The organism is Roseovarius faecimaris, from assembly GCF_009762325.1.
GTDB classification, from domain to species: Bacteria; Pseudomonadota; Alphaproteobacteria; order Rhodobacterales; family Rhodobacteraceae; genus Roseovarius; species Roseovarius faecimaris.
In genome coordinates this window covers 3023596-3043148 of the sequence record NZ_CP034348.1, presented here as the reverse complement: position 1 = coordinate 3043148, position 19553 = coordinate 3023596, and the positions used below count along the sequence as shown (strand labels likewise).

General features: G+C 64.8%; 21 protein-coding genes. 16 read left to right on the top strand and 5 right to left on the bottom strand.

All coding sequences use genetic code 11. The features are described from left to right. Positions 1-38: 38 nt before the first annotated feature. The 3 genes from EI983_RS15295 to EI983_RS15285 form a co-directional block, all read right to left on the bottom strand. Positions 39-1616: a gamma-glutamyltransferase family protein gene (locus EI983_RS15295; RefSeq protein WP_157708224.1), complete on the bottom strand. Its 1578-nt coding sequence runs from the start codon at positions 1614-1616 to the stop codon at positions 39-41. Positions 1617-1853: 237 nt separating this feature from the next. After that, on the bottom strand, positions 1854-2309 hold the full coding sequence (locus EI983_RS15290) for an ATP-binding protein (protein ID WP_246162206.1): 456 nt from the start codon (positions 2307-2309) through the stop codon (positions 1854-1856). A gap of 120 nt (positions 2310-2429) precedes the next feature. Further along, a complete protein-coding gene (locus EI983_RS15285) occupies positions 2430-2771 on the bottom strand; it encodes an STAS domain-containing protein (RefSeq protein ID WP_157708222.1) in 342 nt (113 codons plus the stop codon). Positions 2772-2918: 147 nt separating this feature from the next. Here EI983_RS15285 and EI983_RS15280 point away from each other — a divergent pair, with 147 nt between their 5' ends. Both EI983_RS15280 and EI983_RS15275 read left to right on the top strand, forming a co-directional pair. Beyond that, positions 2919-4091 carry a thiolase family protein gene (locus tag EI983_RS15280; protein ID WP_157708221.1) on the top strand — a complete coding sequence of 391 codons (1173 nt, stop codon included), beginning with the start codon at positions 2919-2921 and terminating at the stop codon, positions 4089-4091. A 49-nt stretch (positions 4092-4140) separates the two neighbouring features. Then, a complete protein-coding gene (locus EI983_RS15275; protein WP_157708220.1) occupies positions 4141-4605 on the top strand; it encodes a GAF domain-containing protein in 465 nt (154 codons plus the stop codon). On the opposite strand, the gene EI983_RS15270 is transcribed toward EI983_RS15275, so the two are convergent. Next, positions 4568-4876 (bottom strand): DUF1294 domain-containing protein, encoded by a 309-nt coding sequence (locus tag EI983_RS15270; RefSeq protein WP_157708219.1) that lies wholly within the window; start codon positions 4874-4876, stop codon positions 4568-4570. The genes EI983_RS15275 and EI983_RS15270 overlap by 38 nt on opposite strands. Before the next feature lie 167 nt (positions 4877-5043). On the opposite strand from EI983_RS15270, the gene EI983_RS15265 reads away from it, so the two are divergent. The 13 genes from EI983_RS15265 to EI983_RS15205 all read left to right on the top strand — a co-directional run bounded on the left by EI983_RS15265 (position 5044) and on the right by EI983_RS15205 (position 17509). Next, a complete protein-coding gene (locus tag EI983_RS15265) occupies positions 5044-5616 on the top strand; it encodes a helix-turn-helix domain-containing protein (RefSeq protein ID WP_157708218.1) in 573 nt (190 codons plus the stop codon). 11 nt (positions 5617-5627) lie between these two features. Then, a complete protein-coding gene (locus tag EI983_RS15260) occupies positions 5628-6029 on the top strand; it encodes a GFA family protein (protein ID WP_157708217.1) in 402 nt (133 codons plus the stop codon). Further along, the gene (locus EI983_RS15255) at positions 6022-6405 is read left to right on the top strand and encodes a GFA family protein (protein WP_157708216.1); all 384 of its coding nucleotides are present in this window, start codon (positions 6022-6024) and stop codon (positions 6403-6405) included. Before EI983_RS15260 ends, EI983_RS15255 begins: the two co-directional genes overlap by 8 nt. Continuing rightward, entirely contained in the window at positions 6402-6773 is a 372-nt protein-coding gene (locus tag EI983_RS15250; RefSeq protein ID WP_157708215.1) for a GFA family protein, read from the top strand. Before EI983_RS15255 ends, EI983_RS15250 begins: the two co-directional genes overlap by 4 nt. Positions 6774-6779: 6 nt before the next feature. Next, positions 6780-7403: a LysE family translocator gene (locus EI983_RS15245; protein WP_157708214.1), complete on the top strand. Its 624-nt coding sequence runs from the start codon at positions 6780-6782 to the stop codon at positions 7401-7403. A gap of 42 nt (positions 7404-7445) precedes the next feature. Continuing rightward, positions 7446-9893: a GcvT family protein gene (locus EI983_RS15240; RefSeq protein ID WP_157708213.1), complete on the top strand. Its 2448-nt coding sequence runs from the start codon at positions 7446-7448 to the stop codon at positions 9891-9893. Continuing rightward, on the top strand, positions 9890-10960 hold the full coding sequence (locus EI983_RS15235; protein WP_425500876.1) for a zinc-binding dehydrogenase: 1071 nt from the start codon (positions 9890-9892) through the stop codon (positions 10958-10960). Before EI983_RS15240 ends, EI983_RS15235 begins: the two co-directional genes overlap by 4 nt. Beyond that, a complete protein-coding gene (locus EI983_RS15230; RefSeq protein WP_157708212.1) occupies positions 10957-11853 on the top strand; it encodes a homocysteine S-methyltransferase family protein in 897 nt (298 codons plus the stop codon). The genes EI983_RS15235 and EI983_RS15230 overlap by 4 nt, the downstream gene beginning before the upstream one ends. Positions 11854-11929: 76 nt before the next feature. Next, positions 11930-14374: a GcvT family protein gene (locus EI983_RS15225; RefSeq protein WP_157708211.1), complete on the top strand. Its 2445-nt coding sequence runs from the start codon at positions 11930-11932 to the stop codon at positions 14372-14374. Positions 14375-14758: 384 nt separating this feature from the next. Next, on the top strand, positions 14759-14911 hold the full coding sequence (gene pufB / locus EI983_RS15220; RefSeq protein ID WP_157709114.1) for a light-harvesting antenna LH1, beta subunit: 153 nt from the start codon (positions 14759-14761) through the stop codon (positions 14909-14911). 12 nt (positions 14912-14923) lie between these two features. Then, the gene (locus EI983_RS15215) at positions 14924-15259 is read left to right on the top strand and encodes a light-harvesting protein (RefSeq protein ID WP_157708210.1); all 336 of its coding nucleotides are present in this window, start codon (positions 14924-14926) and stop codon (positions 15257-15259) included. Positions 15260-15359: 100 nt separating this feature from the next. Continuing rightward, on the top strand, positions 15360-16829 hold the full coding sequence (locus EI983_RS15210; protein ID WP_157708209.1) for a PucC family protein: 1470 nt from the start codon (positions 15360-15362) through the stop codon (positions 16827-16829). Beyond that, entirely contained in the window at positions 16826-17509 is a 684-nt protein-coding gene (locus EI983_RS15205) for a hypothetical protein (protein ID WP_157708208.1), read from the top strand. Before EI983_RS15210 ends, EI983_RS15205 begins: the two co-directional genes overlap by 4 nt. Here the strand turns inward: EI983_RS15205 and EI983_RS15200 are convergent. Next, positions 17506-18789 (bottom strand): flavin monoamine oxidase family protein, encoded by a 1284-nt coding sequence (locus EI983_RS15200; RefSeq protein ID WP_157708207.1) that lies wholly within the window; start codon positions 18787-18789, stop codon positions 17506-17508. The two genes, EI983_RS15205 and EI983_RS15200, sit on opposite strands and share 4 nt — an antisense overlap. Positions 18790-18896: 107 nt before the next feature. Between EI983_RS15200 and EI983_RS15195 the strand changes: the two genes are divergently transcribed. Then, positions 18897-19541, top strand: a complete 645-nt coding sequence (locus tag EI983_RS15195; RefSeq protein WP_157708206.1) for an RluA family pseudouridine synthase — start codon at positions 18897-18899, stop codon at positions 19539-19541. Positions 19542-19553 lie beyond the last annotated feature (12 nt).

Sequence of the window (19553 nt, the reverse complement as noted above, 5' to 3'; positions counted from 1 at the left end):
CGGTGGATGTAGGGTGCGTGCTTGCACGCACCAATGGGTCAATATCCCAAAGCACAGCCATCCTTGCGCGGATCACTTGCGCCTTCGAGCACGCCATCGGGCAGGATGGTGATCGCCTGCGCGCCGCCGATCGGGGCGTCGGGGGTGACGACCTTGTGGCCCAGATCGCTGAGCGCGGCCCGTGTCGCTTCGCTATAGCCACGCTCGAGTTTCAGAACGCCCTCTTCGGCAAAGGCGCGCGGTGCGTCGAGCGCGGTCTGCGCCTCCATCCCGTAATCGAGCCGGTTGCTGACATAGCGGGCATGTCCGCAGGGCTGGTAGGCGCCGCCCATCACCCCGAAACTGGTGGTGGCCTGGCCGTTCTCGGCCAGCATGGCGGGAATGATGGTGTGCATGGGCCGCTTGCCGCCGCCCAGCTCGTTGGGGTGGCCGGGGGACAGACAGAAACCCGCACCGCGGTTCTGAAAGAGCACGCTGAACTTTTCCGAGGCGTAGCCCGAGCCGAAGCTGTGGAAGATCGAATAGATCATTGAAACGGCCATGCGGTCGCGGTCGACCACGGTGATGTAGACCGTGTCGCGGTGCACGGATTCCGTCAGCGGAACCGGATCGGCAATGACCGCATCGGGCCGGATCAGCGCGGCGAGTTTGGCCGCTGTTTCGGGGGCCAGCATATGCGCGATCCGCGTTGTGTGATCGGGGTCGGCGATGAGCCGGTTGCGCGCGTCATAGGCGAGCTTTGCGGCCTCCGCTTCGAGATGGGTCCGCTCAGGACCGAGCGGATCGAGGCCCGACAGATCGAAATGCTTGAGGATATTGAGCATCAGGATCGCCGTGGCGCCCTGGCCGTTGGGCGGGTGTTCCAGCAGGTCCTTGCCGCCGTATGTGCCTGAAATCGCGTCGGTATAATTGCCTCTGTGGCTGGCAAAATCATCCGCGGTGTGGACCCCGCCAAGGGCGGTCAGGGTGCTGAGCATGTCCTCGGCGATTTCGCCCGTGTAGAAGGCGTCGGCCCCGTCGCGGGCCACGCGGCGGAGCAATTCGGCCTGGCCGGGGGAGCGGAAGATGGCGCCGACGGGCAGGGGGGCGCCGCCCGAGAGGTAATGCGTTTTGCCGTGACCGCGCGGCACGTCGCGCGCCGCCTGCCAGTCAAAGGCCACGCGGGGTGCGACCGGCACGCCCTCTTCGGCATAGCGGATCGAGGGGGCGAGGATGGCCTCGAGCCCGAGACGGCCATGATCGGCGGCGAGGCGGCAGAAGCCTTCGACGGCGCCGGGGATGGTGATCGCGGCGGCGTCATATTCGGGCACAATGTCATGCCCCTGAGCGCGCAGGGCGTCGGGGTCGGCCGCGGCGGGGGCCCGGCCCGAGCCGTTGAACGCGCGGATATTGCCGCCGCCCGGATCGGTGAACAGGGCAAAGCAGTCACCGCCAAGCCCGGTGCTTTGCGGCTCGCAAAAGCCCAGAAGCACCGCCCCGGCAATGGCCGCATCCATGGCGTTCCCGCCCTGTTTGAGAATATCGATGGCGGTCTGCGCAGCCAGGGGGTGTGAGGTGGCGCAGAGCCCGTTGCTGGCATAGAGGGCCGATCGGCCCGGAAGTTGGAAATCGCGCATGGCATGCCCCTCGTCATGGATTTGGCCAGACCCTAGGGCGGGTGTTGCGAATTGCCAATGGGGGGACGTGCCGCAGAGCGATAAAGTGCCTCGACGCCGCGCACTGGGTGGGGGCTATTACAGCGCGGCGCCGAGGGAAGCTTTTTGCAGCTACCCCTCTGTTATCCGCATTCTTTCAGGCTGATTTTCGCTCAGACCGGGGCCATTCTTGGGCAACACCGCCGATTTTGGAAACAATCAGGCGGAGGGGCCGAAGTTTGTTTCGATTTCGAAGGATAACCGGTTTTCGTGCTGTGCGCGGGAGTAGTCCAGCGCCGTGGTCAGGGTGTGAATCAGGAACCACCCGAATCCGCCTTCGGGCAGATTGGCGCGGGAGACGTCGCGCCGGGGCAGGCGGCGCGGCGGCAAGGTGAGGCCCGGTAAAGGCGCACCTTTGTCGCACAGAACAAAGCGCAGGCCGGTGCCTGTCCGTAGCATTTCAAGGCGCACCTCACCGGTTCCGGTGCCCGCATAGGCATGTTCAACGATGTTGTTCAGCGCTTCGGCGAGCACCACCTCGACGGTGCTGCAACACTCGGCGTCATATCCGCGCTCGGACAGGTGCCGACGGACCGCGCCCAGGGCCCCGCGCACAGAATCTTCGGAGGCATCAAACTCCAGCGCGAATGGCGGTTCTGCGGCGGGTGCGGTCAAATCATTGCTCCGGTCAGGGCGGGGGCAGGACATCGGAAAAATCCACCTCTTATGTGTTCTTGGCCCTTCCAGAGAGCGCGCGATGCGGCGCAGGGATACGCCGGTGGCGCCATACCCGTCCTATCCGGCCCTCTTCGCCGATGTGGCTGCCGCCAGATCGGGATGGATGTCAAAGACCGTGTCCATCCGGGTCAGGCGAAAAACCTTGTCCACATCCGGCGTCAGCCCGGCGAGTTCGAGCCTTGTGTCACGGCCCAGACCCTTCATCGCGGCGACGATGGCGCCAAGCCCGCTGGAATCCACGAAATTGACCTGGCGCATGTCGAGGATGACACGATCTGTGGGCGCGGTGGTGGCGGCGCGCATGGCGTCCTTGAACTGGATCGCGATGCTGGCGTCTATGCGCGCGGCGTTGATCGTGATGATATTGATTTTGCCTTCAACAGTGTTCTGCAGGTCCATATCCGCCTCCAAGATGGTCTGATTTCCGCGCGAGGCTAGCGCCTATTCCTTTCGAAACCCTTTCGGTGTGTTGCCGATGGCCGGATTCGGGGTTTTTCGCCGCGCATATAATTGGCTATGAAGACAGCAGACTCAGGGAGGGCCGAGATGAAAGAGGTTGTGATCGCGGGGGCGGCACGCACCCCGATGGGGGGATTTCAGGGAGATTTCGACGGTGTGGAGGCGGCTGTGCTGGGCGGCGCGGCGATCCGGGCGGCGCTGGCCGATGCGCGCTCTGAGACTGCGGATGAGCTGCTGATGGGCTGTGTGCTGCCCGCGGGGCAGGGCCAGGCGCCCGCACGGCAGGCGGGCTTTGCCGCGGGGCTGGGCGAGGAGGTGCCTGCGACGACGCTCAACAAGATGTGCGGCTCGGGCATGAAGGCGGCGATGATGGGGTTTGACCAGATCGCCCTGGGCCAGACCGATACGATGATCGCGGGCGGGATGGAGAGCATGTCGAACGCGCCTTACCTCTTGCCCAAGATGCGCGGCGGGGCACGGATCGGGCATGCGGAGGTCAAGGATCACATGTTCCTCGACGGGCTGGAGGATGCCTATGACAAGGGCCGGCTGATGGGCACCTTTGCCGAGGATTGCGCCGAGCATTACCAGTTTACCCGCGAAGAGCAGGATGACTATGCCATCCGGTCGCTGACCAGCGCGCTCGAGGCGCAGGCGACGGGTGCCTTCGACGGTGAGATCGTGCCGGTGACGCTGAAGTCCCGCAGGGGCGAGGTGGTGATCGACCGCGATGAGCAGCCCGGCAAGGCCAAGCCCGAGAAGATCCCACAGCTGCGCCCGGCCTTCCGCGAGGGCGGGACAGTGACGGCGGCGAATGCGTCGTCCATCTCGGACGGGGCGGCGGCGCTGGTGCTGGCGGCGCGCGATGTGGCCGAAGCGCGGGGGATGAATATCCGGGCGCGCATTCTGGGCCATGCGAGCCACGCGCAGGCGCCGGGCTGGTTCACCACGGCGCCGGTGCCCGCGGCGCAGAAGCTGCTGGAGCGGATCGGCTGGAGCAAGGACGATGTGGACCTGTGGGAGGTCAACGAGGCCTTCGCGGTGGTGCCGATGGCCTTCATGCGCGAGATGGGCCTGCCGCGGGATAAGGTGAACGTGAATGGCGGCGCCTGTGCGCTGGGTCATCCGATCGGGGCGAGCGGCGCGCGGATCATGGTGACGCTTCTGAGCGCGCTGGAAAACCGGGGGCTGACCCGCGGTGTCGCGGCGATCTGCATCGGCGGCGGTGAAGGCACGGCGATCGCGATTGAACGGATGTGAGGCGGTTTGAGAAAATTCGTACGAATTTTCTTGGGCCCGGGGAGGCGCGATGCGCGTGGATTACGAAGAATTGGGCAAGACCCTCGCCGCGCTGACGGAGGGCGAGACGGACACGGTCGCGCTGATGGCGACGGTCGTGTGCGAGTTGCATCATGCCGATGACCGGTTCGACTGGACCGGGTTTTATCGTGTCGTCGCACCGGAGCTTCTGAAGATCGGGCCCTATCAGGGCGGGCATGGGTGCCTTGTCATCCCGTTTGCGCGCGGCGTCTGTGGAGCGGCGGCACGCACGGGAGAGGTGCAGATCGTCGACGATGTGGAGGCGTTCCCGGATCATATTGCCTGTGCGGCGTCGACCCGGTCCGAGCTTGTCCTGCCGGTGCGCAACGCGGAGGGCGCGCTTTTGGGGGTGCTGGATATCGATTCCGATCAGCCGGCGGCATTTACGCAGGAAGATGCGGCCCGGCTGGAGGCGCTCATGGCTGGGATATTTGCCAAAGCGCAACTGCAATAAGCATCAACGCAGGCAGCGATACATCCTTTTGAATCCGGATGATCCGGCCCATCTGCCGGGCGAAGGGCTGTTTCTGGGTCTTGTGGCGGAAGCGGCGGCGGGCCAGCTCGGCGGCGGGCGAGCCCCCCAGGGCCACGAGGGTCAGCAGATGGCGCTCCTGCACCCGGCGCCCCCCGTTCCGGGCGCGATGTTTGTCAAACCGGAAGAGGACCCAGGTGGCCGCATTGACCACGCAAAAATAAGCAAAAACAAATCCGAGAAACGCAATCATATCAAGAAAACCAGAAAAGCACTTCAACCATAATCATCCCATAAATGGGAGTGCCTGTCTACTAAGGCTTTCGTTGACTTCGCGTCATGAAAATTCGTTTGCTTTTTTCACAGAATCGGCGCAGCGTGAAATTATCGCGGAAATTTTCACGGGTATTCCCCAAGGCCATGCATCAGTTCGATCCTGACAAGCCGCATACGCTGGGCGCTGACCTGCGCGCGCTGCGCAAGTCGCGCGGCCTGACCCTGTCGGGGCTGTCCGAGCAGTTGGGCCGATCCGTGGGCTGGCTGAGCCAGGTGGAGCGCGACATGTCTGAGCCGTCGGTGTCGGATCTGCGCCAGATCGCGCAGGCGTTGGGCGTGCCGATGTCGCTTCTGTTCGGTCATGACAGCGCCCCGGCCGAGGAGCAGGGCTATGTCGTGCGCGCGGGTGCGCGGCGGCGCATCGGCTCGGGCGAGGAGGGGCTGATCGAGGAGTTGCTGTCGCCCGATCTTACGGATGATTTCGAGGTGATCCATTCAACCTTCCGGCCCGGCGCGCGGCTGGCCACGCCGCAACAGCGCCCGACGCAGGAGCTGGGCTATGTGCTGTCGGGACAGCTTGACCTGACGATCGGGGGGCGCGGCTTTACCGTGGGTCAGGGCGACAGTTTCCGCATTCGCGGCGAGGTTCATGCCTGGTCCAATCCGTATGATGTGCCTGCGGTGGTGATCTGGGTGATCGCCCCGCCGGTCTATTGAGGAGGCGCGCGATGGTGACCGGGTCCTGCCTTTGCGGTGCGGTAAGCTTCACCCTGAGGGGGCCGTTGCGCGATGTGCTGGGCTGTCATTGCGGGCAGTGCCGCAAGCAGACCGGGCATTTCTGGGCGGCGACCTCGGTGCCGGATGAGGCGCTGGAGATGACGCACCAGGACGGGCTGGCCTGGTATCGTGCGTCCGATACGGTGCAGCGCGGGTTTTGCCGGGAGTGTGGCGCGACCCTGTTCTGGAAGCCCGACAACGCGCCGCGCATTGCCGTAGGCGTGGGGGGGCTGGAACAGCCGACGGGGCTGAAGATGACGAGCCATGTCTTTGTCGCGGACAAGGGCGATTATTACGAGATTGCGGATGGTCTGCCGCAGCATGAGCGGTTCAGCGGAGGGGAAGATGCTTGAGGGATCCTGTCTTTGCGGGGCGGTGACATTCCGCGTTGATGCCACGCCGGAGGGGGCGGTGGCCTGTCATTGCGGGCAGTGCCGGAAACAATCGGGTCATGTCTGGGCGCTGGCCAGTGTGCCCAAGGACAGGATGGAGATCAAAGGCGCGGTCAGTTGGTACGCGGCCAGCCCGGTGGGCGAGCGCGGATTTTGCCCGACCTGCGGGTCTTTCCTGTTCTGGCGGGGGCATGACGAGCCGTCGATCGAATTTGCCCTGGGCGCGATTGACGGGCCGACGGGGGTGCGGCTGGAGGGGCATATCTGGACCGCGTTCAAGGGCGATTACTATGAGATTGCCGATGGGCTGCCGCAATATGAGGAGGCGATGCCATGATCAGGGGAAGCTGTTTATGTGGCGGTGTGCGCTTTGAAACGGCGGCCACGCCGCGCGGCGCGTCGGTGTGCCATTGTTCGCAATGCCGCAAGCAATCCGGTCATGTCTGGTCGTCGGCGCAGGTGCCGAAGGCGGAATTGAGTATTCTGGGAACAATGAAATGGTATGCGGCCAGCCCGGCGGCGGAGCGCGGGTTTTGCCCGGCTTGCGGGTCATTCCTGTTCTGGCACGCGCATGACGAGGACATGATCAGCATTGCGTTGGGCGCGGTGGACGGGCCGACCGGGCTGCGTCTGGAGAAGCATATCTTTGTGGCGGACAAGGGCGATTATTACGATATCGCCGACGGGCTGCCGCAGAAGGATTGAGCGGGCATGTGGGAGGTTCTGACAGGGTTTGATCCGGGCTTGCTGGCCACATTCGTGATGGCCGGGCTGCTGCTGAACCTGACGCCGGGGGCGGATTTCGTCTTTATCTCGGCCAGCGGAATTGGCGGCGGGCCGCGCGTGGGCATGGCGGCGGCGGTGGGGGTGAACCTTGGCATCGTGCTGCATATCGCGCTGGCGGCGGCGGGCTTGTCGGCGCTGATCATGGCGTCGCCCTGGACCTATGATGCCATTCGCTATGCGGGGGCGGCGTATCTTATCTGGCTGGCGGTGCAGGCCTGGCGCAGTGCCGGGGAACTGGGTGAGGGCCGTGCGGCGGGCAGCGCCTGGCGGGCGGTGCGGCGGGGGTTTCTGACCAATGTGGCGAACCCCAAGACGGGGCTGTTCATCTTTGCGTTCATTCCGCAATTCACAGACCCCGCCATTGGCCCGCTTTGGGTGCAAATCGTTGTTCTGGGGGCGATTTTCCTGATCGTGGGGTTTGCCTTTGCGCTTTGCCTCGGGGCGGCGGCGGGGCTTTTCGCACAGATTTTGCGGGCGCGCGCGCGCCTGTTGAGCCGGGTTTCGGCGATCATGTTTGGCGGGCTTGCAGCGCGCCTTATCTGGGATTGAAACATCACGGCCCCGGAGCGGGCCAGGAAGGGAGTATGACAAATGGCTGATCTGCCAAGCACAGCGAAGGTGGTGATCATCGGGGGCGGGGTTGTGGGGGCCTCGACGCTCTATCATCTGGCCAAGAAGGGGTGGAGCGATTGCGTTCTGCTGGAGAAGAACGAGCTGACGGCCGGGTCCACCTGGCATGCGGCGGGCAATGTGCCGACCTTCTCGACCTCCTGGGCGATCATGAACATGCAGCGATATTCGACGGAGCTTTATGCGCGTCTGGGCGAGGAGGTGGATTATCCGATGAACTACCACCAGACCGGGTCGCTGCGGCTGGCGCATTCGAAAGAGCGGGTGCAGGAGTTCGAGCGCGCCTGTTCGATGGGCCGTTATCAGGGCATCGACATGAAGATGCTGACGCCGGACGAGGCCAAGGAGATGTATCCGTTCCTTGAGACGCATGACCTGGAAGGCGTGCTCTATGATCCGACCGATGGCGATATCGACCCGGCGCAGGTCACGCAGGCGCTGGCCAAGGGCGCGCGGGATATGGGGGCCAAGATCATCCGCTTCTGCCCCGCGACGGGTGTGACCCAGAAGGCTGACAAAAGCTGGACGGTGCATACGGAGAAAGGCGATATCGACTGTCAGTACGTGGTCAACGCCGCGGGCTATTACGCGCAGCGCGTGGGCGAGTGGTTCAAGCCCTATGGCGGGCGCACCGTGCCGATGATGGTGATGAGCCATCAGTACCTGCTGACCGAGCAGATCCCCGAGCTGGAAGCCTGGTCGAAGGAAAACGGCCGCAAGCTGCCGCTTCTGCGCGATGTGGATGTGTCCTATTACCTGCGGCAGGAGAAGAACGGGATCAACATTGGCCCCTATGAGCCCAACTGTAAGGCCGAATGGGCCGAGTCGGGCGATGCCATTCCGGACGATTTCAGTTTCCAGCTGTGGTCGGATGACCTTGACCGGATTGCAGATATCGTGGCCGACGCGATGGAACGCGTGCCGGTCTCGGGCGAGGCGGGGGTGAGCCGGATCATCAACGGCCCCATTCCCTATGCGCCGGACGGGCTGCCTTTGATCGGGCCGATGCCGGGGGTGGAAAACGCGTTTGAAAACTGTGTCTTCACCTTCGGGATCGCGCAGGGCGGCGGGGCCGGCAAGGTGCTGGCCGAATGGATTGTCGATGGCGCGACCGAATGGGATATGTGGGCGGTCGATCCGCGCCGCTACACCGATTACACCGATCATGCCTATTGTGTCGCCAAGGGCATGGAGGTCTATGGCAACGAATATGCCATGCATTTCCCCTGGCACGAATGGCCCGCCGGGCGCGACCAGAAGCTGAGCCCGGTGCACGACCGCGTGAAAGAGCTGGGCGGCGTGATGGGCGCTTATAACGGCTGGGAGCGGGCCAACTGGTTTGCGCAACCGGGCGACGACACCTCGCTGGAGGCGACGCATACCTGGGGCCGGTCAGGGCCGTGGGAGCAGCGCATCAAAGAGGAATGCGAGGCGGTGCGCGATGCCTGCGGCGTGCTCGATCTGCCCGGCTTCTCGCGGTTCTGGATCACCGGAGAGGGGGCCGATGAGTGGCTGCGCGGCTTCGTGACCGGGGGCCTGCCCAAGATCGGGCGGATGAACCTTGTTTACGTGGCCGATGCGCGGGGCCGGGTGCTGACCGAGTTTTCCTGTATCCGGCTCGACGAGGACAGTTTCGTGCTGATCACCGCCGCCACGGCGCAGTGGCATGACGGCGAGCTGATCCGGCGCAATCTACCCGAGGGGCTGAGCGTGAACGAGACCACGACGGAGCGCGATGCGCTTTTGCTGGCCGGGCCGACAAGCCGCGAGGTGCTGGGCCCGCTGACCGATGCCGATCTGAGCATGGGGTGGCTGACGCATCAGCATTGCACGGTGGCTGGGCGCAAGGCGTTTCTGATCCGGGTGAGCTTTACCGGTGAGCTGGGCTGGGAGGTGCATGCCGCCAATGAGGACATGCCCGCCATCTATGACGCGATCATTGCCGCCGGGGCGAAGCCCTTTGGCATGTATGCGCTCAACAGCTTACGGATCGAGAAGGGCTATCGCGCCTGGAAGGGCGATCTCAGCACCGATTATTCGATGCTGGAGGCGGGTCTTGACCGGTTCATCCGGTTCGACAAGCCGCAGGAGTTCACCGGAAAACCCGCGTTGCTGGCCGAGAAGCAGCAGGGCCGCAAGAAGGGCTTTGTCACGCTGAAGGTGGAGGCAGGCGATGCCGATGCGCCCTATATGTCGACGATCTGGCATAATGGCGAGGTTGTAGGCGAGACCACATCGGGCGCCTGGGGCTACCGCGTGGGCGCCTCTATCGCGCTGGGCATGGTGCGGGCCGATCTGGCCAGCCCCGGGACCGAGCTGGAGGTGGAAATCTATGGCCAGCGGTGCAAGGCAGTTGCTCAGCCTGATGCGCCGATGTGGGACCCCGACAATGAAAGGCTGCGGGCGTGAGCCTGCCTGCCACCATGTCCGGCGTTTATCTGACCCGCCACGGCGGGCCGGAGGCGCTGGAGTGGCGGCAGGATATCCCTGTGCCGCCTCCCGGTCCGGGGCAGGTTCTGGTCAGGGTGCTGGCGGCGGGTGTGAATAACACCGACATCAACACGCGTATCGGCTGGTATGCCGCGGAGATGACCGGAGCCACGGAGGAGACCGACCAGGAGGTTGAGGCCGGTGGCTGGGGCGGGGCGCTGCGGTTTCCGCTGATCCAGGGGGGCGATCTGTGCGGTGAGGTGGTGGCACTGGGGGAGGGCGTGGATGGTCCTGATCCCGGGGCGCGCATGATCTGCCCGATCAACCAGCCGCGCCCGACAGAGGAAAACCCGGTTGGATTTGAGGCGATCGGGTCGGAGTATGACGGGGCTTTCGCGCAATATTGCGTGGTGCCTGCGGCGGATCTTTATGATGTGAGCGATGCGCCGCTGACGGATGTGGAGCTGGCGGCGATCCCCTGCGCGTTCGGGACGGCTGCGGGTCTGCTGGACCGGGCTGGCGTGGGCGAGGGCAGCGAGGTTTTGATCACCGGCGCGTCGGGCGGCGTGGGTCTTGCCGCGGTGCAGCTGGCGGCGGCGATGGGCGCGCGGGTGACCGGGGTCAGTTCACCCGCGAAAGCGGAGGCGGTGCTGGCGGCGGGGGCCGGGGCGGCCATCGGGCGCGACGATGCCTTGCCGCAGGACCGGTTCAGCCATGTGATCGACCTTGTGGCGGGCGATGCGTTTGCCGCGCTGATCGACGCGCTGAAACCGGGCGGGCATTATGCCACCGCCGGGGCGATTGCCGGGCCGATCGTCACCGCCGATCTGCGGCGCATCTATCTGCGTGACATCACGATCCACGGCTGCACCTTTCAGTCGCGCGAGGTATTTGCCCGGCTGGTCGCACAGGTGAATGCCGGGCAGGTGCGCCCGCTGATTTCAAAGACCTACCCTCTGGCGCAGATTGCCGAGGCGCAGGCGGATTTTCAGACCAAACGCTATCCGGGCAAGCTGGTGCTGCTGCCCTGGGAGGAGGACAGATGACTGATATCACATTGCTTGACGGCTCAATCGGACAGGAGCTGGTCAAACGCTCGGGCGACCGGGCGACGCCGCTCTGGTCCACCTCGGTGATGATCGAGCATCCCAAGCTCGTGGGCGAGGTGCATCTGGATTACTTCAAGGCCGGGGCCACGATTGCCACGACCAACACCTATGCGGTGTTGCGCGACCGGCTGACGCCCGCGGGCATGGGTGAGCTGCTTGAGCAACTGACCGAGACGGCGGTGATGGCGGCACGTCGGGCGCGGTCGGCTTCGGGCGGTGGGCGCGTTGCGGGCTCTCTCGGGCCGCTGATGGCGTCTTATCGCCCGGATATCTGCCCGCCTGCCGCCGAGGCCGCCGAGCGCTATGCCGAGCCGGTGAGCCTGATGAAGGATCATGTGGACCTGTTTCTGATCGAGACGATGTCCTCGGTCGATCAGGCCGATGGCGCGCTGCGCGCGGCGATGGGGCAGGGCGTGCCGGTGTGGCTGTCGGTGACCGTCAATGACGATGACGGAACGAAGCTGCGCTCGGGCGAGCCGGTGGGCGATCTGGCGCCGCTGGTGGCGCAGCATCAGCCGGATGCGGTGCTGGTCAACTGTTCGCGCCCCGAGGCGGTGGCGGCGGCCCTCGATATCATCAAGGGTTTTGGCAGGCCGTTCGGGGCCTATGCCAACGGCTTCACCCGGATCAGCGAGGGTTTTCTGGTGGACCGGCCCACGGTGGACGCGCTGGAGCAGCGCACCGATCTGGGGCCGGAGGCTTATGCAAGCTTTGCCATGGGCTGGGTGGAGCAGGGCGCGACGATCGTCGGCGGCTGCTGTGAAGTCGGCCCCGCGCATATCGCCGAGCTGGCGCGACAGTTGGGCGCCGCAGGACATCGGATCGTCTGAACGAGACGCACATGTAAAGGGGCGGCGAGTGGCTCGTCGGGCCTGACAGCCCGCCTCGCAAATGGGAGAGACGGAAATGGAACTACCTCAACAGGCCCGCGTGGTCATCATTGGCGGCGGCGTCGTGGGCTGCTCGGTGGCCTATCACCTGGCCAAGCTGGGCTGGAGCGACGTGGTTCTGCTGGAGCGCAAGCAGCTCACGAGCGGCACCACCTGGCACGCGGCAGGGCTGATCGGTCAGCTGCGCGCAACCTCGAACATGACCAAGCTGGCGCGCTATTCGGCCGAGCTTTACATGGGTCTGGAGGAAGAGACCGGCGTGGCCACGGGCATGCGGCAGGTGGGGTCGGTGTCTGCCGCGCTGACCGCAGAGCGGCTGGAGGAGCTCTATCGCGCCGCCGCCATGGCGCGCGCCTTCGGCGTGCCGGTCGAAGAGCTGAGCCCGGCGGAGGTCAAGGAACGCTATGAGCATATCAATCTCGACGGGGTGAAGGGCGGTGTCTGGCTGCCCACCGACGGGCAGGCGGACCCGGCCAATATCGCGCTGGCGCTGGCCAAGGGTGCGCGTCAGAACGGAGCGACCGTCAAGGAGCGCGTGAAGGTGACGGGTATCGCCCGGACCGGCCGCCGCGTGACCGGGGTGGACTGGGTGGCCGAGGATGGCGACCGGGGCCATATTGCCTGTGAGGCGATCGTGAACTGTGCCGGCATGTGGGGCCATGAAGTGGGCCGCATGGCGGGGATCAACGTGCCGCTGCATGCCTGCGAGCATTTCTATATCGTCACCGAAGCCATCGAGGGGCTGACCCAGATGCCGGTCCTGCGGGTGCCGGATGAATGCGCCTATTACAAGGAAGACGCGGGCAAGATGCTCTTGGGCGCGTTCGAGCCGAATGCCAAGCCCTGGGGCATGAACGGCATTCCCGACAGTTTCGAATTCGACCAGCTGCCGGAGGATTTCGACCATTTCGAGCCGATCCTGGAAAATGCCTGCAACCGGCTGCCGATGCTGGCGGAGGCGGGCATTCACACCTTCTTTAACGGGCCTGAGAGCTTCACGCCCGACGATGCCTATCACCTGGGTCTTGCGCCGGAGATGGACAATGTCTGGGTCGCCTGCGGATTCAACTCCATCGGGATCCAGTCGGCGGGGGGTGCGGGCCATGCCCTGAGCCAGTGGATGGACAGTGGCGAGAAACCGTTTGATCTGGGCGATGTGGATATCAGCCGCATGCAGCCCTTCCAGGGCAACAAGCACTACCTTTTCGAGCGCTCGAAGGAGACGCTGGGCCTGCTCTATGCCGATCACTTCCCCTATCGCCAGAAGGCCACGGCGCGCGGAGTGAGGCGCACGCCGTTCCATCATCACCTGCTGGAGCGGGGCGCGGTGATGGGTGAAGTGGCGGGTTGGGAGCGCGCCAACTGGTATGCCAATGACGGGCAGGAGCGGGAGTATCGCTATAGCTGGAAGCGGCAGAACTGGTTCGAGAATGCTGCCGCCGAGCATAAGGCCGTGCGCGAGAATGTGGGCATGTATGACATGACCAGCTTCGGCAAGCTGCGCGTCGAGGGGCCGGAGGCGGAGGCCTTCCTGAACCATGTCTGCGGCGCCAATATGAGCGTGCCGGTGGGCAAGATCGTCTATACGCAGTTCCTGAACGCGCGCGGCGGGATCGAGGCGGATGTGACCGTCACGCGCCTGACCGAGACGGCCTATCTGGTGGTGACACCGGCGGCGACGCGGCTGGCGGATCAGACCTGGCTGCGGCGCAATATGGGCGGCTTCAGCGCGGTGGTGACGGATGTGACCATGACCGAAGGGGTGCTGGCGGTGATGGGGCCGAACGCTCGCCAGCTTTTGCAAGCTGTCTCGCCCGCCGACTGGTCGAACGAGGTGAATCCGTTCGGCACGGCGCAGGAGATCGAGATCGGCATGGGCCTGGCGCGCGCGCACCGCGTGTCATATGTGGGCGAGCTGGGCTGGGAGCTGTATATCCCCGCCGAGATGTCGGGCCATGTGTTCGAGACGCTGTGGGAGGCCGGGCAGGACCACGGGCTGAAGCTGTGCGGGATGCATATGATGGACAGCTGCCGGATCGAGAAGGCGTTCCGCCATTTCGGCCATGACATCACCTGCGAGGATAACGTCATCGACGCGGGGCTCGGCTTTGCGGTGGACCTCTCCAAGCCCGATTTCATCGGCAAGGCCGCCGTGGCGGCGCGCAAGGAGAGCGGCCCGAAAGCGCGCATGGTGCAGTTCAGGCTGACCGATCCGGAGCCGCTGCTTTACCATAACGAACCGATTATCCGGGATGGCGCGTATGTGGGCTATCTCAGCTCGGGCAATTACGGGCACACGCTGGGGGCCGCCATCGGCATGGGCTATGTGCCCTGCGAGGGCGAAACTGCGGCCGATGTGCTGGGCTCGACCTATGAGATCGACGTCTGCGGCTCACGCGTGCGCGCCGAGGTGAGCCTGCGCCCGATGTATGACCCCAAGGCCGAACGCGTGAAGGTCTGACAGCGCAAAACCAAGGTCGGCCCCGCCCGAGATTGCGGGGCCGGCCGCCTGCCCCCGCGGCCGTGCAGGCCCTGTGCGGAGCCGGGCGACTCAGCAGTGATACGGACCGGCCCCGCGCCGGACGCTGCCCCGACACACACGCCAATATTCAGCAAAACAGCCACCTTCAGATGCGCTTTCTGAGCGTCAGGAGGCGTTTAATTGTATGAAAATGTTATAGAAAGCGAAAACATCACAGTTGGCAATGTAAAGCAAACAACACACTTGTTTATGTTAACTATGACTGACATAGTGGTGAGTAATTTTTATGCAGTTTTCATTGGTGGCATGGCCATTCCGAGCGTTTGGTCGCCGCTGCAAGCTATGACCAACGGAGGAACTAAAATGGCAGACAGTGATAAAGTTTGGCCGACCGGCCTGACGCTCGAAGAAGCCGAGGAGGTGCATAGCTACCTCATTGACGGCACGCGGGTGTTTGGTGTGATCGCGGCAATCGCGCATGTGCTGGTGGCGGTTACAACGCCCTGGCTTGGATAAGGGAGGCCTGTCATGAATAATGCGAAAATGTGGCTCGTTGTGAAGCCGACCGTGGGCATCCCGCTGTTTCTGAGCGCTGTGGCTGTCAGCTCGTTTGCCGTGCATGTGGCGGTGTTGAGCAATACGTCCTGGGTGTCCGATTACCTGTCCGGCCAGCCGATTGGCGCGGGGGATCAGACCGCCGCCATGACGCAGGAGAAAGCGGACACCGCCAAGGTGAATTATGTGGTTCCATCACAGGACGGCAGCGGCGATGTGACGTTGATCCTGTCGGATGGCACGGTCATGAAGGCGGTGCTGGAACGGCCCGAGACGACGCTGGCCTCGGTGCAGACCCTCCAGAACTGACGCGCATGGCCCGCCGCTCGAGTGGCGGGCCGTTCGCTTTTGCTCACCGATCAGACGCGCGGCCGGCGATGACGCCCGGGCGGCGCAGAGGGTGATGACCATGTTCGACTATCGCAGCTTTGCCATGCGCAAACTGACGGCCCTCGGGCCGAAATACCTGCCCTTTGTCGATGTGGCCACGGCGGAGGTGCCGCTGTCGCGGATTCTGCGCCTTTCGCTGTTTCAGGTCACGGTGGGCATGGCGCTGGTGCTGCTGATCGGCACGCTCAACCGGGTGATGATCGTCGAGCTTGACGTGCCTGCCTCGCTGGTGGCGATGATGCTGGCGCTGCCGCTGGTCTTTGCCCCGTTCCGCACGCTGATCGGGTTCAGATCGGATCAGCATGTCTCGGCGCTGGGGCTGCGGCGTGTGCCTTACATCTGGAAAGGCACGATGTATCAGTTTGGCGGGTTTGCCATCATGCCGTTCTCGCTTCTGGTGCTGTCGGGCTATGCCGAGGCAGTGGATGCGCCGCGCTGGCTGGGGATCAGTTCGGCGGCGCTTGCCTTTCTGCTGGTCGGGGCCGGGGTGCATATGGTGCAGACCGTTGGCCTGGCTTTGGCGACGGACCTTGTGAAAGAAGACGACCAGCCCAAGGTGGTGGGTCTGATGTATGCGATGCTGCTGTTGGGCATGGTGGTGAGTGCGCTTGTCTTCGGGGCGCTGTTGCAGCCCTATACGCCCGGGCGGCTGATCCAGGTGATCCAGGGCGCGGCGGTGGTGACCGTGGCGCTGAACCTGCTGGCCTTGTGGAAACAGGAAGCGCGTGACCGGGAGCGTGCGCAAGCGATGAAAACCATGCGGCGCCAGCGTTTTGCCGATGCCTTCGCGGAGCTGATGCAGGCCCCGGGCATGAAGCGGCTTCTCTTTGTGATCGCGCTTGGCACGTTCGGGTTCGGCATGGCCGATGTTTTGCTGGAACCTTATGGCGGGCAGGCGCTTGGTCTGTCGGTGGCCAGCACGACCAAGCTGACCGCGCTTTTTGCCAGCGGCACGCTGCTGGGTTTTGCCTATGCGTCCTGGGCGCTGGACCGGGCCGCGCAGCCAGGCCGCATCAGCGTGCTTGGCACGCTTCTGGGCATTGTCGGCTTCGCGGCGATCATTGCCTCCTCGCTTGGGGCCGGGGTGCCGGCCTTTTTGCTGGGCACGGCGCTGACCGGGCTGGGCACGGGGCTTTTTGGTCATGCCACGCTGACCGCGACGCTGCGCGCAACCCAAAAGGATCGCGTTGGCCTGGCATTGGGGGCGTGGGGCGCGGTTCAGGCAACAGCGGCGGGTATCGGCATCGCGCTTGCGGGTCTTGTGCGCGATGTGATCGTCGGGCTTGATCCTGGCGCTGGCGCTGGCGCTGGCGCTGGCGCGGCGGTGGAAACGCCCTACACTATAGTATTCTCGATCGAGATCCTGTGCCTGGCGCTTGCCTGCGCGGTGCTGCTTCCGGTGTTGAAGCCGCGCGCGGACGAGACAGGCCAATCCCAGACCGGCAGGGCGCTGCCGGACAGCAGACAAACCGCAGTGGAGGTCCCATGACAACAGTCATCACACGCCTGTTCGACGAACAAGAGGCGCGCAAGGCGGTGGAAAAGCTGCTTGATCGCCGCCTTCCCCGACGCGCCATCGACCTGATCCCGGCCCCGCCGGGCAGGGCCAAGACCGATCTCAAGGCCAGGATGAGCCGCGCCGGGGTGCATGACAGCGCCATTGACGCCTATGCCGAGGCGCTCAAGAAAGGCCGGGCGCTTCTTGTGGTGCGGGCCACGCATGTGCCGCTGACCGCAGCGACGATCACACGCACGGAGCTTGCCAAGCGCAAGGCGATCCCGGTGAAGGGGATCACCGACGACTATTACATGCCCGACGGGCCGGACCACGCGCCCAATATTCTGAAGGATCATCCGCTGTTTCTGACCATGCGGATCGACCGAAGCAGGTATGAAGGGCGGCCCATATCGGAAGGGTTGGGCCTGCGCCTGCTGAGCCCGCGGCGCGACCGGCGCTCGGCCATCGGGGGAAGCCGCCACGTGTCGCGCGCCTTCTGGCCCATGCCGCTGATCTCGCGCAAGGAGCGCAACTCTTCGGTCATTCGGGGCGGGCGCTTCGTGTCGCGCGGGTTCTGGCCGATGCCGCTGGTCACGCGCACAGAGCGCAGCAACAAGACGTTTCGCGGGCTGACCCTGTCGCGGCTGCTGCACTGGCCGACCCGCGTCTAGCTGACTTGGTCCGGCCCATGGAGCTGTGCCAGCACGGCCTTTGCCGCGCGGCGCCCGGATTTATGCGCGCCTGAGACGGTGGCCATCTGGCTGAGATGTGTGGCCTCGCCTGCAAAGTGGATGCGGTCGGCATGGGGCTGGCGCAGGGTCTTGCGCTGTGCCGCCGCCCCCGGACGCGCACCGGAATAGGAGCCGCGAAACAGCGGATCCCGGCCATAGGTCGTCGCGTGCCCCTTGATCACCGCCTTGCGGATTTCCGCACCGAAAAGATCGGCCAGCGTGTCGGTCGCATAGGCCAGAGCGGCCTTTTCGCCTGCCGCTTCCAGATCGCGGGCGAAACTGCCGGAGGTTTCGAAATAGGTCAGGCCCGAACCGCTCACATCGCAGAGAAACCCGCCGCCCTGCGGCGCGCCGTGTTTTTCTTCGGTGATCCGGTAGGTGATCCATGTGTCGGGCCGCACCGGCAGCGCGCCGGGGGCGAGGTGCAGGACGTTGTGATTGTAATGGCCCATGCGGATACCGTCGATGGCGCTGAGCCGGGCGTTGCCGAGAGGTGGGTCGAAGCGGATCGCCTCGGCGGCGAGCACGCCTTGTGAGACGGTCACGATGACCGCGCGGGCACGGGCCGTGCCGGCGCTGCTTGTGACCTCCACACCGGCGGCGGTGCGCGCGATGGCCGTGACGGGCGTGTTGAGCCGCACCGGCAGCCCGTCACCGAAAGCTGCGACAATCGCCCCGAAGCCCTGTTTGCAGAACCAGTCGGGTCCGTCCTCGTAATTGTACCAGTCGTGCAGGGAAAGGGCCGTTTCATCCTGAGCGTTGGGAAAGCATTGCATGAACCGTGCGGTGCGCGCCCAGGGGTCATCACAGGGGAACAGGTCGAGCGCCTCTGACAGGGGCTTGTCCTCAGAGCTTTGTGCCACCGCGCTCAGGTGATCGCCCATGGCGTCGAACATGTCCCAGATCGGGTCCGGGTCCTCTGCACCATGCAGCAGGTAATGCTCGGGCACCTTGTAGAGATCGAAGCCCAGTTTGCGGCCGATCCGGGCATAGGCATTGCGCTTGAAATCATGCAGCCAATGCGCGCCCCGGTCGAAGGGGATGCCGAAGATTTGGTGATCGGTATGGGCCCGGCCCCCGATCCGCCCCGAGGCCTCAAGGCAGATCACCGACACGCCCGCGCTGGACAGCTTCCTGGTGGCCGCAAGACCCGCCGCGCCCGCGCCGATGACGATCACGTCATAGGCGCCGTTCGTGCCGGTATGCGCGCTGTTGATCATTGAATGACCTTTCAATGGGGTTTGGGGTGCAGCTTAGGACCCGCCCGCACCATTGCAAGCCCGTTGGGGAGTGGCGCCCTCCTGTCGCTTGGTGTAGAGCCCGGCACATGAGCGACTATGACCCCCCGCAAACGCCCTTGGATGTGCTGCATGAGGACCACGAGATCGTGGTGGTGAACAAACCTGCCAGGCTGTTGTCGGTGCCGGGCAAGGGCGCGCATCTGGCCGATTGCCTGCTGAGCCGGGTGCAGGAGGCGTTTCCGACGGCGCTTCTGGTGCACCGGCTGGACCGGGACACGTCTGGCGTGATGGTGTTTGGCCTGACGCCGCATGCGCAGCGGCATCTGTCGAAGCAGTTCGAAGAGCGCAAGGTGAAGAAAACCTATGTCGCGCGCGTGGCCGGGCGGATCGGGGGCAAGACCGGTACGGTCGATCTGCCGCTGATCGTGGACTGGCCCAACCGGCCGCGGCAGAAGGTCTGTCACGAGACCGGCAAGGAGGCGGTGACCGACTGGCGGGTGCTGAAGGCGGGCGACACGGAGAGCCGGGTGCGGCTGATGCCGAGGACCGGGCGGAGCCATCAACTGCGCGTGCATATGCTCAGCCTGGGTCATCCGATCCTCGGCGATCCGCTTTATGCGGACGGCGCGGCACTGGACCATCCGCGGATGATGCTCCATGCCGAGGAATTGCGGCTGAGCCACCCCGAAAGCGGGCGCGGCATGAGTTTTCGGGCGAAAGCGCCGTTCTGACCGTAGGGTGCG

Excerpts from the sequence above, each read along its gene's own strand:
- EI983_RS15295 (WP_157708224.1), bottom strand. The coding sequence starts at position 1,616 with ATGCGCGATTTCCAACTTCCGGGCCGATCGGCCCTCTATGCCAGCAAC.
- EI983_RS15285 (WP_157708222.1), bottom strand. The coding sequence starts at position 2,771 with ATGGACCTGCAGAACACTGTTGAAGGCAAAATCAATATCATCACGATC.
- EI983_RS15280 (WP_157708221.1), top strand. The coding sequence starts at position 2,919 with ATGAAAGAGGTTGTGATCGCGGGGGCGGCACGCACCCCGATGGGGGGA.
- EI983_RS15275 (WP_157708220.1), top strand. The coding sequence starts at position 4,141 with ATGCGCGTGGATTACGAAGAATTGGGCAAGACCCTCGCCGCGCTGACG.
- EI983_RS15270 (WP_157708219.1), bottom strand. The coding sequence starts at position 4,876 with ATGATTGCGTTTCTCGGATTTGTTTTTGCTTATTTTTGCGTGGTCAAT.
- EI983_RS15265 (WP_157708218.1), top strand. The coding sequence starts at position 5,044 with ATGCATCAGTTCGATCCTGACAAGCCGCATACGCTGGGCGCTGACCTG.
- EI983_RS15260 (WP_157708217.1), top strand. The coding sequence starts at position 5,628 with ATGGTGACCGGGTCCTGCCTTTGCGGTGCGGTAAGCTTCACCCTGAGG.
- EI983_RS15255 (WP_157708216.1), top strand. The coding sequence starts at position 6,022 with ATGCTTGAGGGATCCTGTCTTTGCGGGGCGGTGACATTCCGCGTTGAT.
- EI983_RS15250 (WP_157708215.1), top strand. The coding sequence starts at position 6,402 with ATGATCAGGGGAAGCTGTTTATGTGGCGGTGTGCGCTTTGAAACGGCG.
- EI983_RS15245 (WP_157708214.1), top strand. The coding sequence starts at position 6,780 with ATGTGGGAGGTTCTGACAGGGTTTGATCCGGGCTTGCTGGCCACATTC.
- EI983_RS15240 (WP_157708213.1), top strand. The coding sequence starts at position 7,446 with ATGGCTGATCTGCCAAGCACAGCGAAGGTGGTGATCATCGGGGGCGGG.
- EI983_RS15230 (WP_157708212.1), top strand. The coding sequence starts at position 10,957 with ATGACTGATATCACATTGCTTGACGGCTCAATCGGACAGGAGCTGGTC.
- EI983_RS15225 (WP_157708211.1), top strand. The coding sequence starts at position 11,930 with ATGGAACTACCTCAACAGGCCCGCGTGGTCATCATTGGCGGCGGCGTC.
- pufB (WP_157709114.1), top strand. The coding sequence starts at position 14,759 with ATGGCAGACAGTGATAAAGTTTGGCCGACCGGCCTGACGCTCGAAGAA.
- EI983_RS15215 (WP_157708210.1), top strand. The coding sequence starts at position 14,924 with ATGAATAATGCGAAAATGTGGCTCGTTGTGAAGCCGACCGTGGGCATC.
- EI983_RS15210 (WP_157708209.1), top strand. The coding sequence starts at position 15,360 with ATGTTCGACTATCGCAGCTTTGCCATGCGCAAACTGACGGCCCTCGGG.
- EI983_RS15205 (WP_157708208.1), top strand. The coding sequence starts at position 16,826 with ATGACAACAGTCATCACACGCCTGTTCGACGAACAAGAGGCGCGCAAG.
- EI983_RS15200 (WP_157708207.1), bottom strand. The coding sequence starts at position 18,789 with ATGATCAACAGCGCGCATACCGGCACGAACGGCGCCTATGACGTGATC.
- EI983_RS15195 (WP_157708206.1), top strand. The coding sequence starts at position 18,897 with ATGAGCGACTATGACCCCCCGCAAACGCCCTTGGATGTGCTGCATGAG.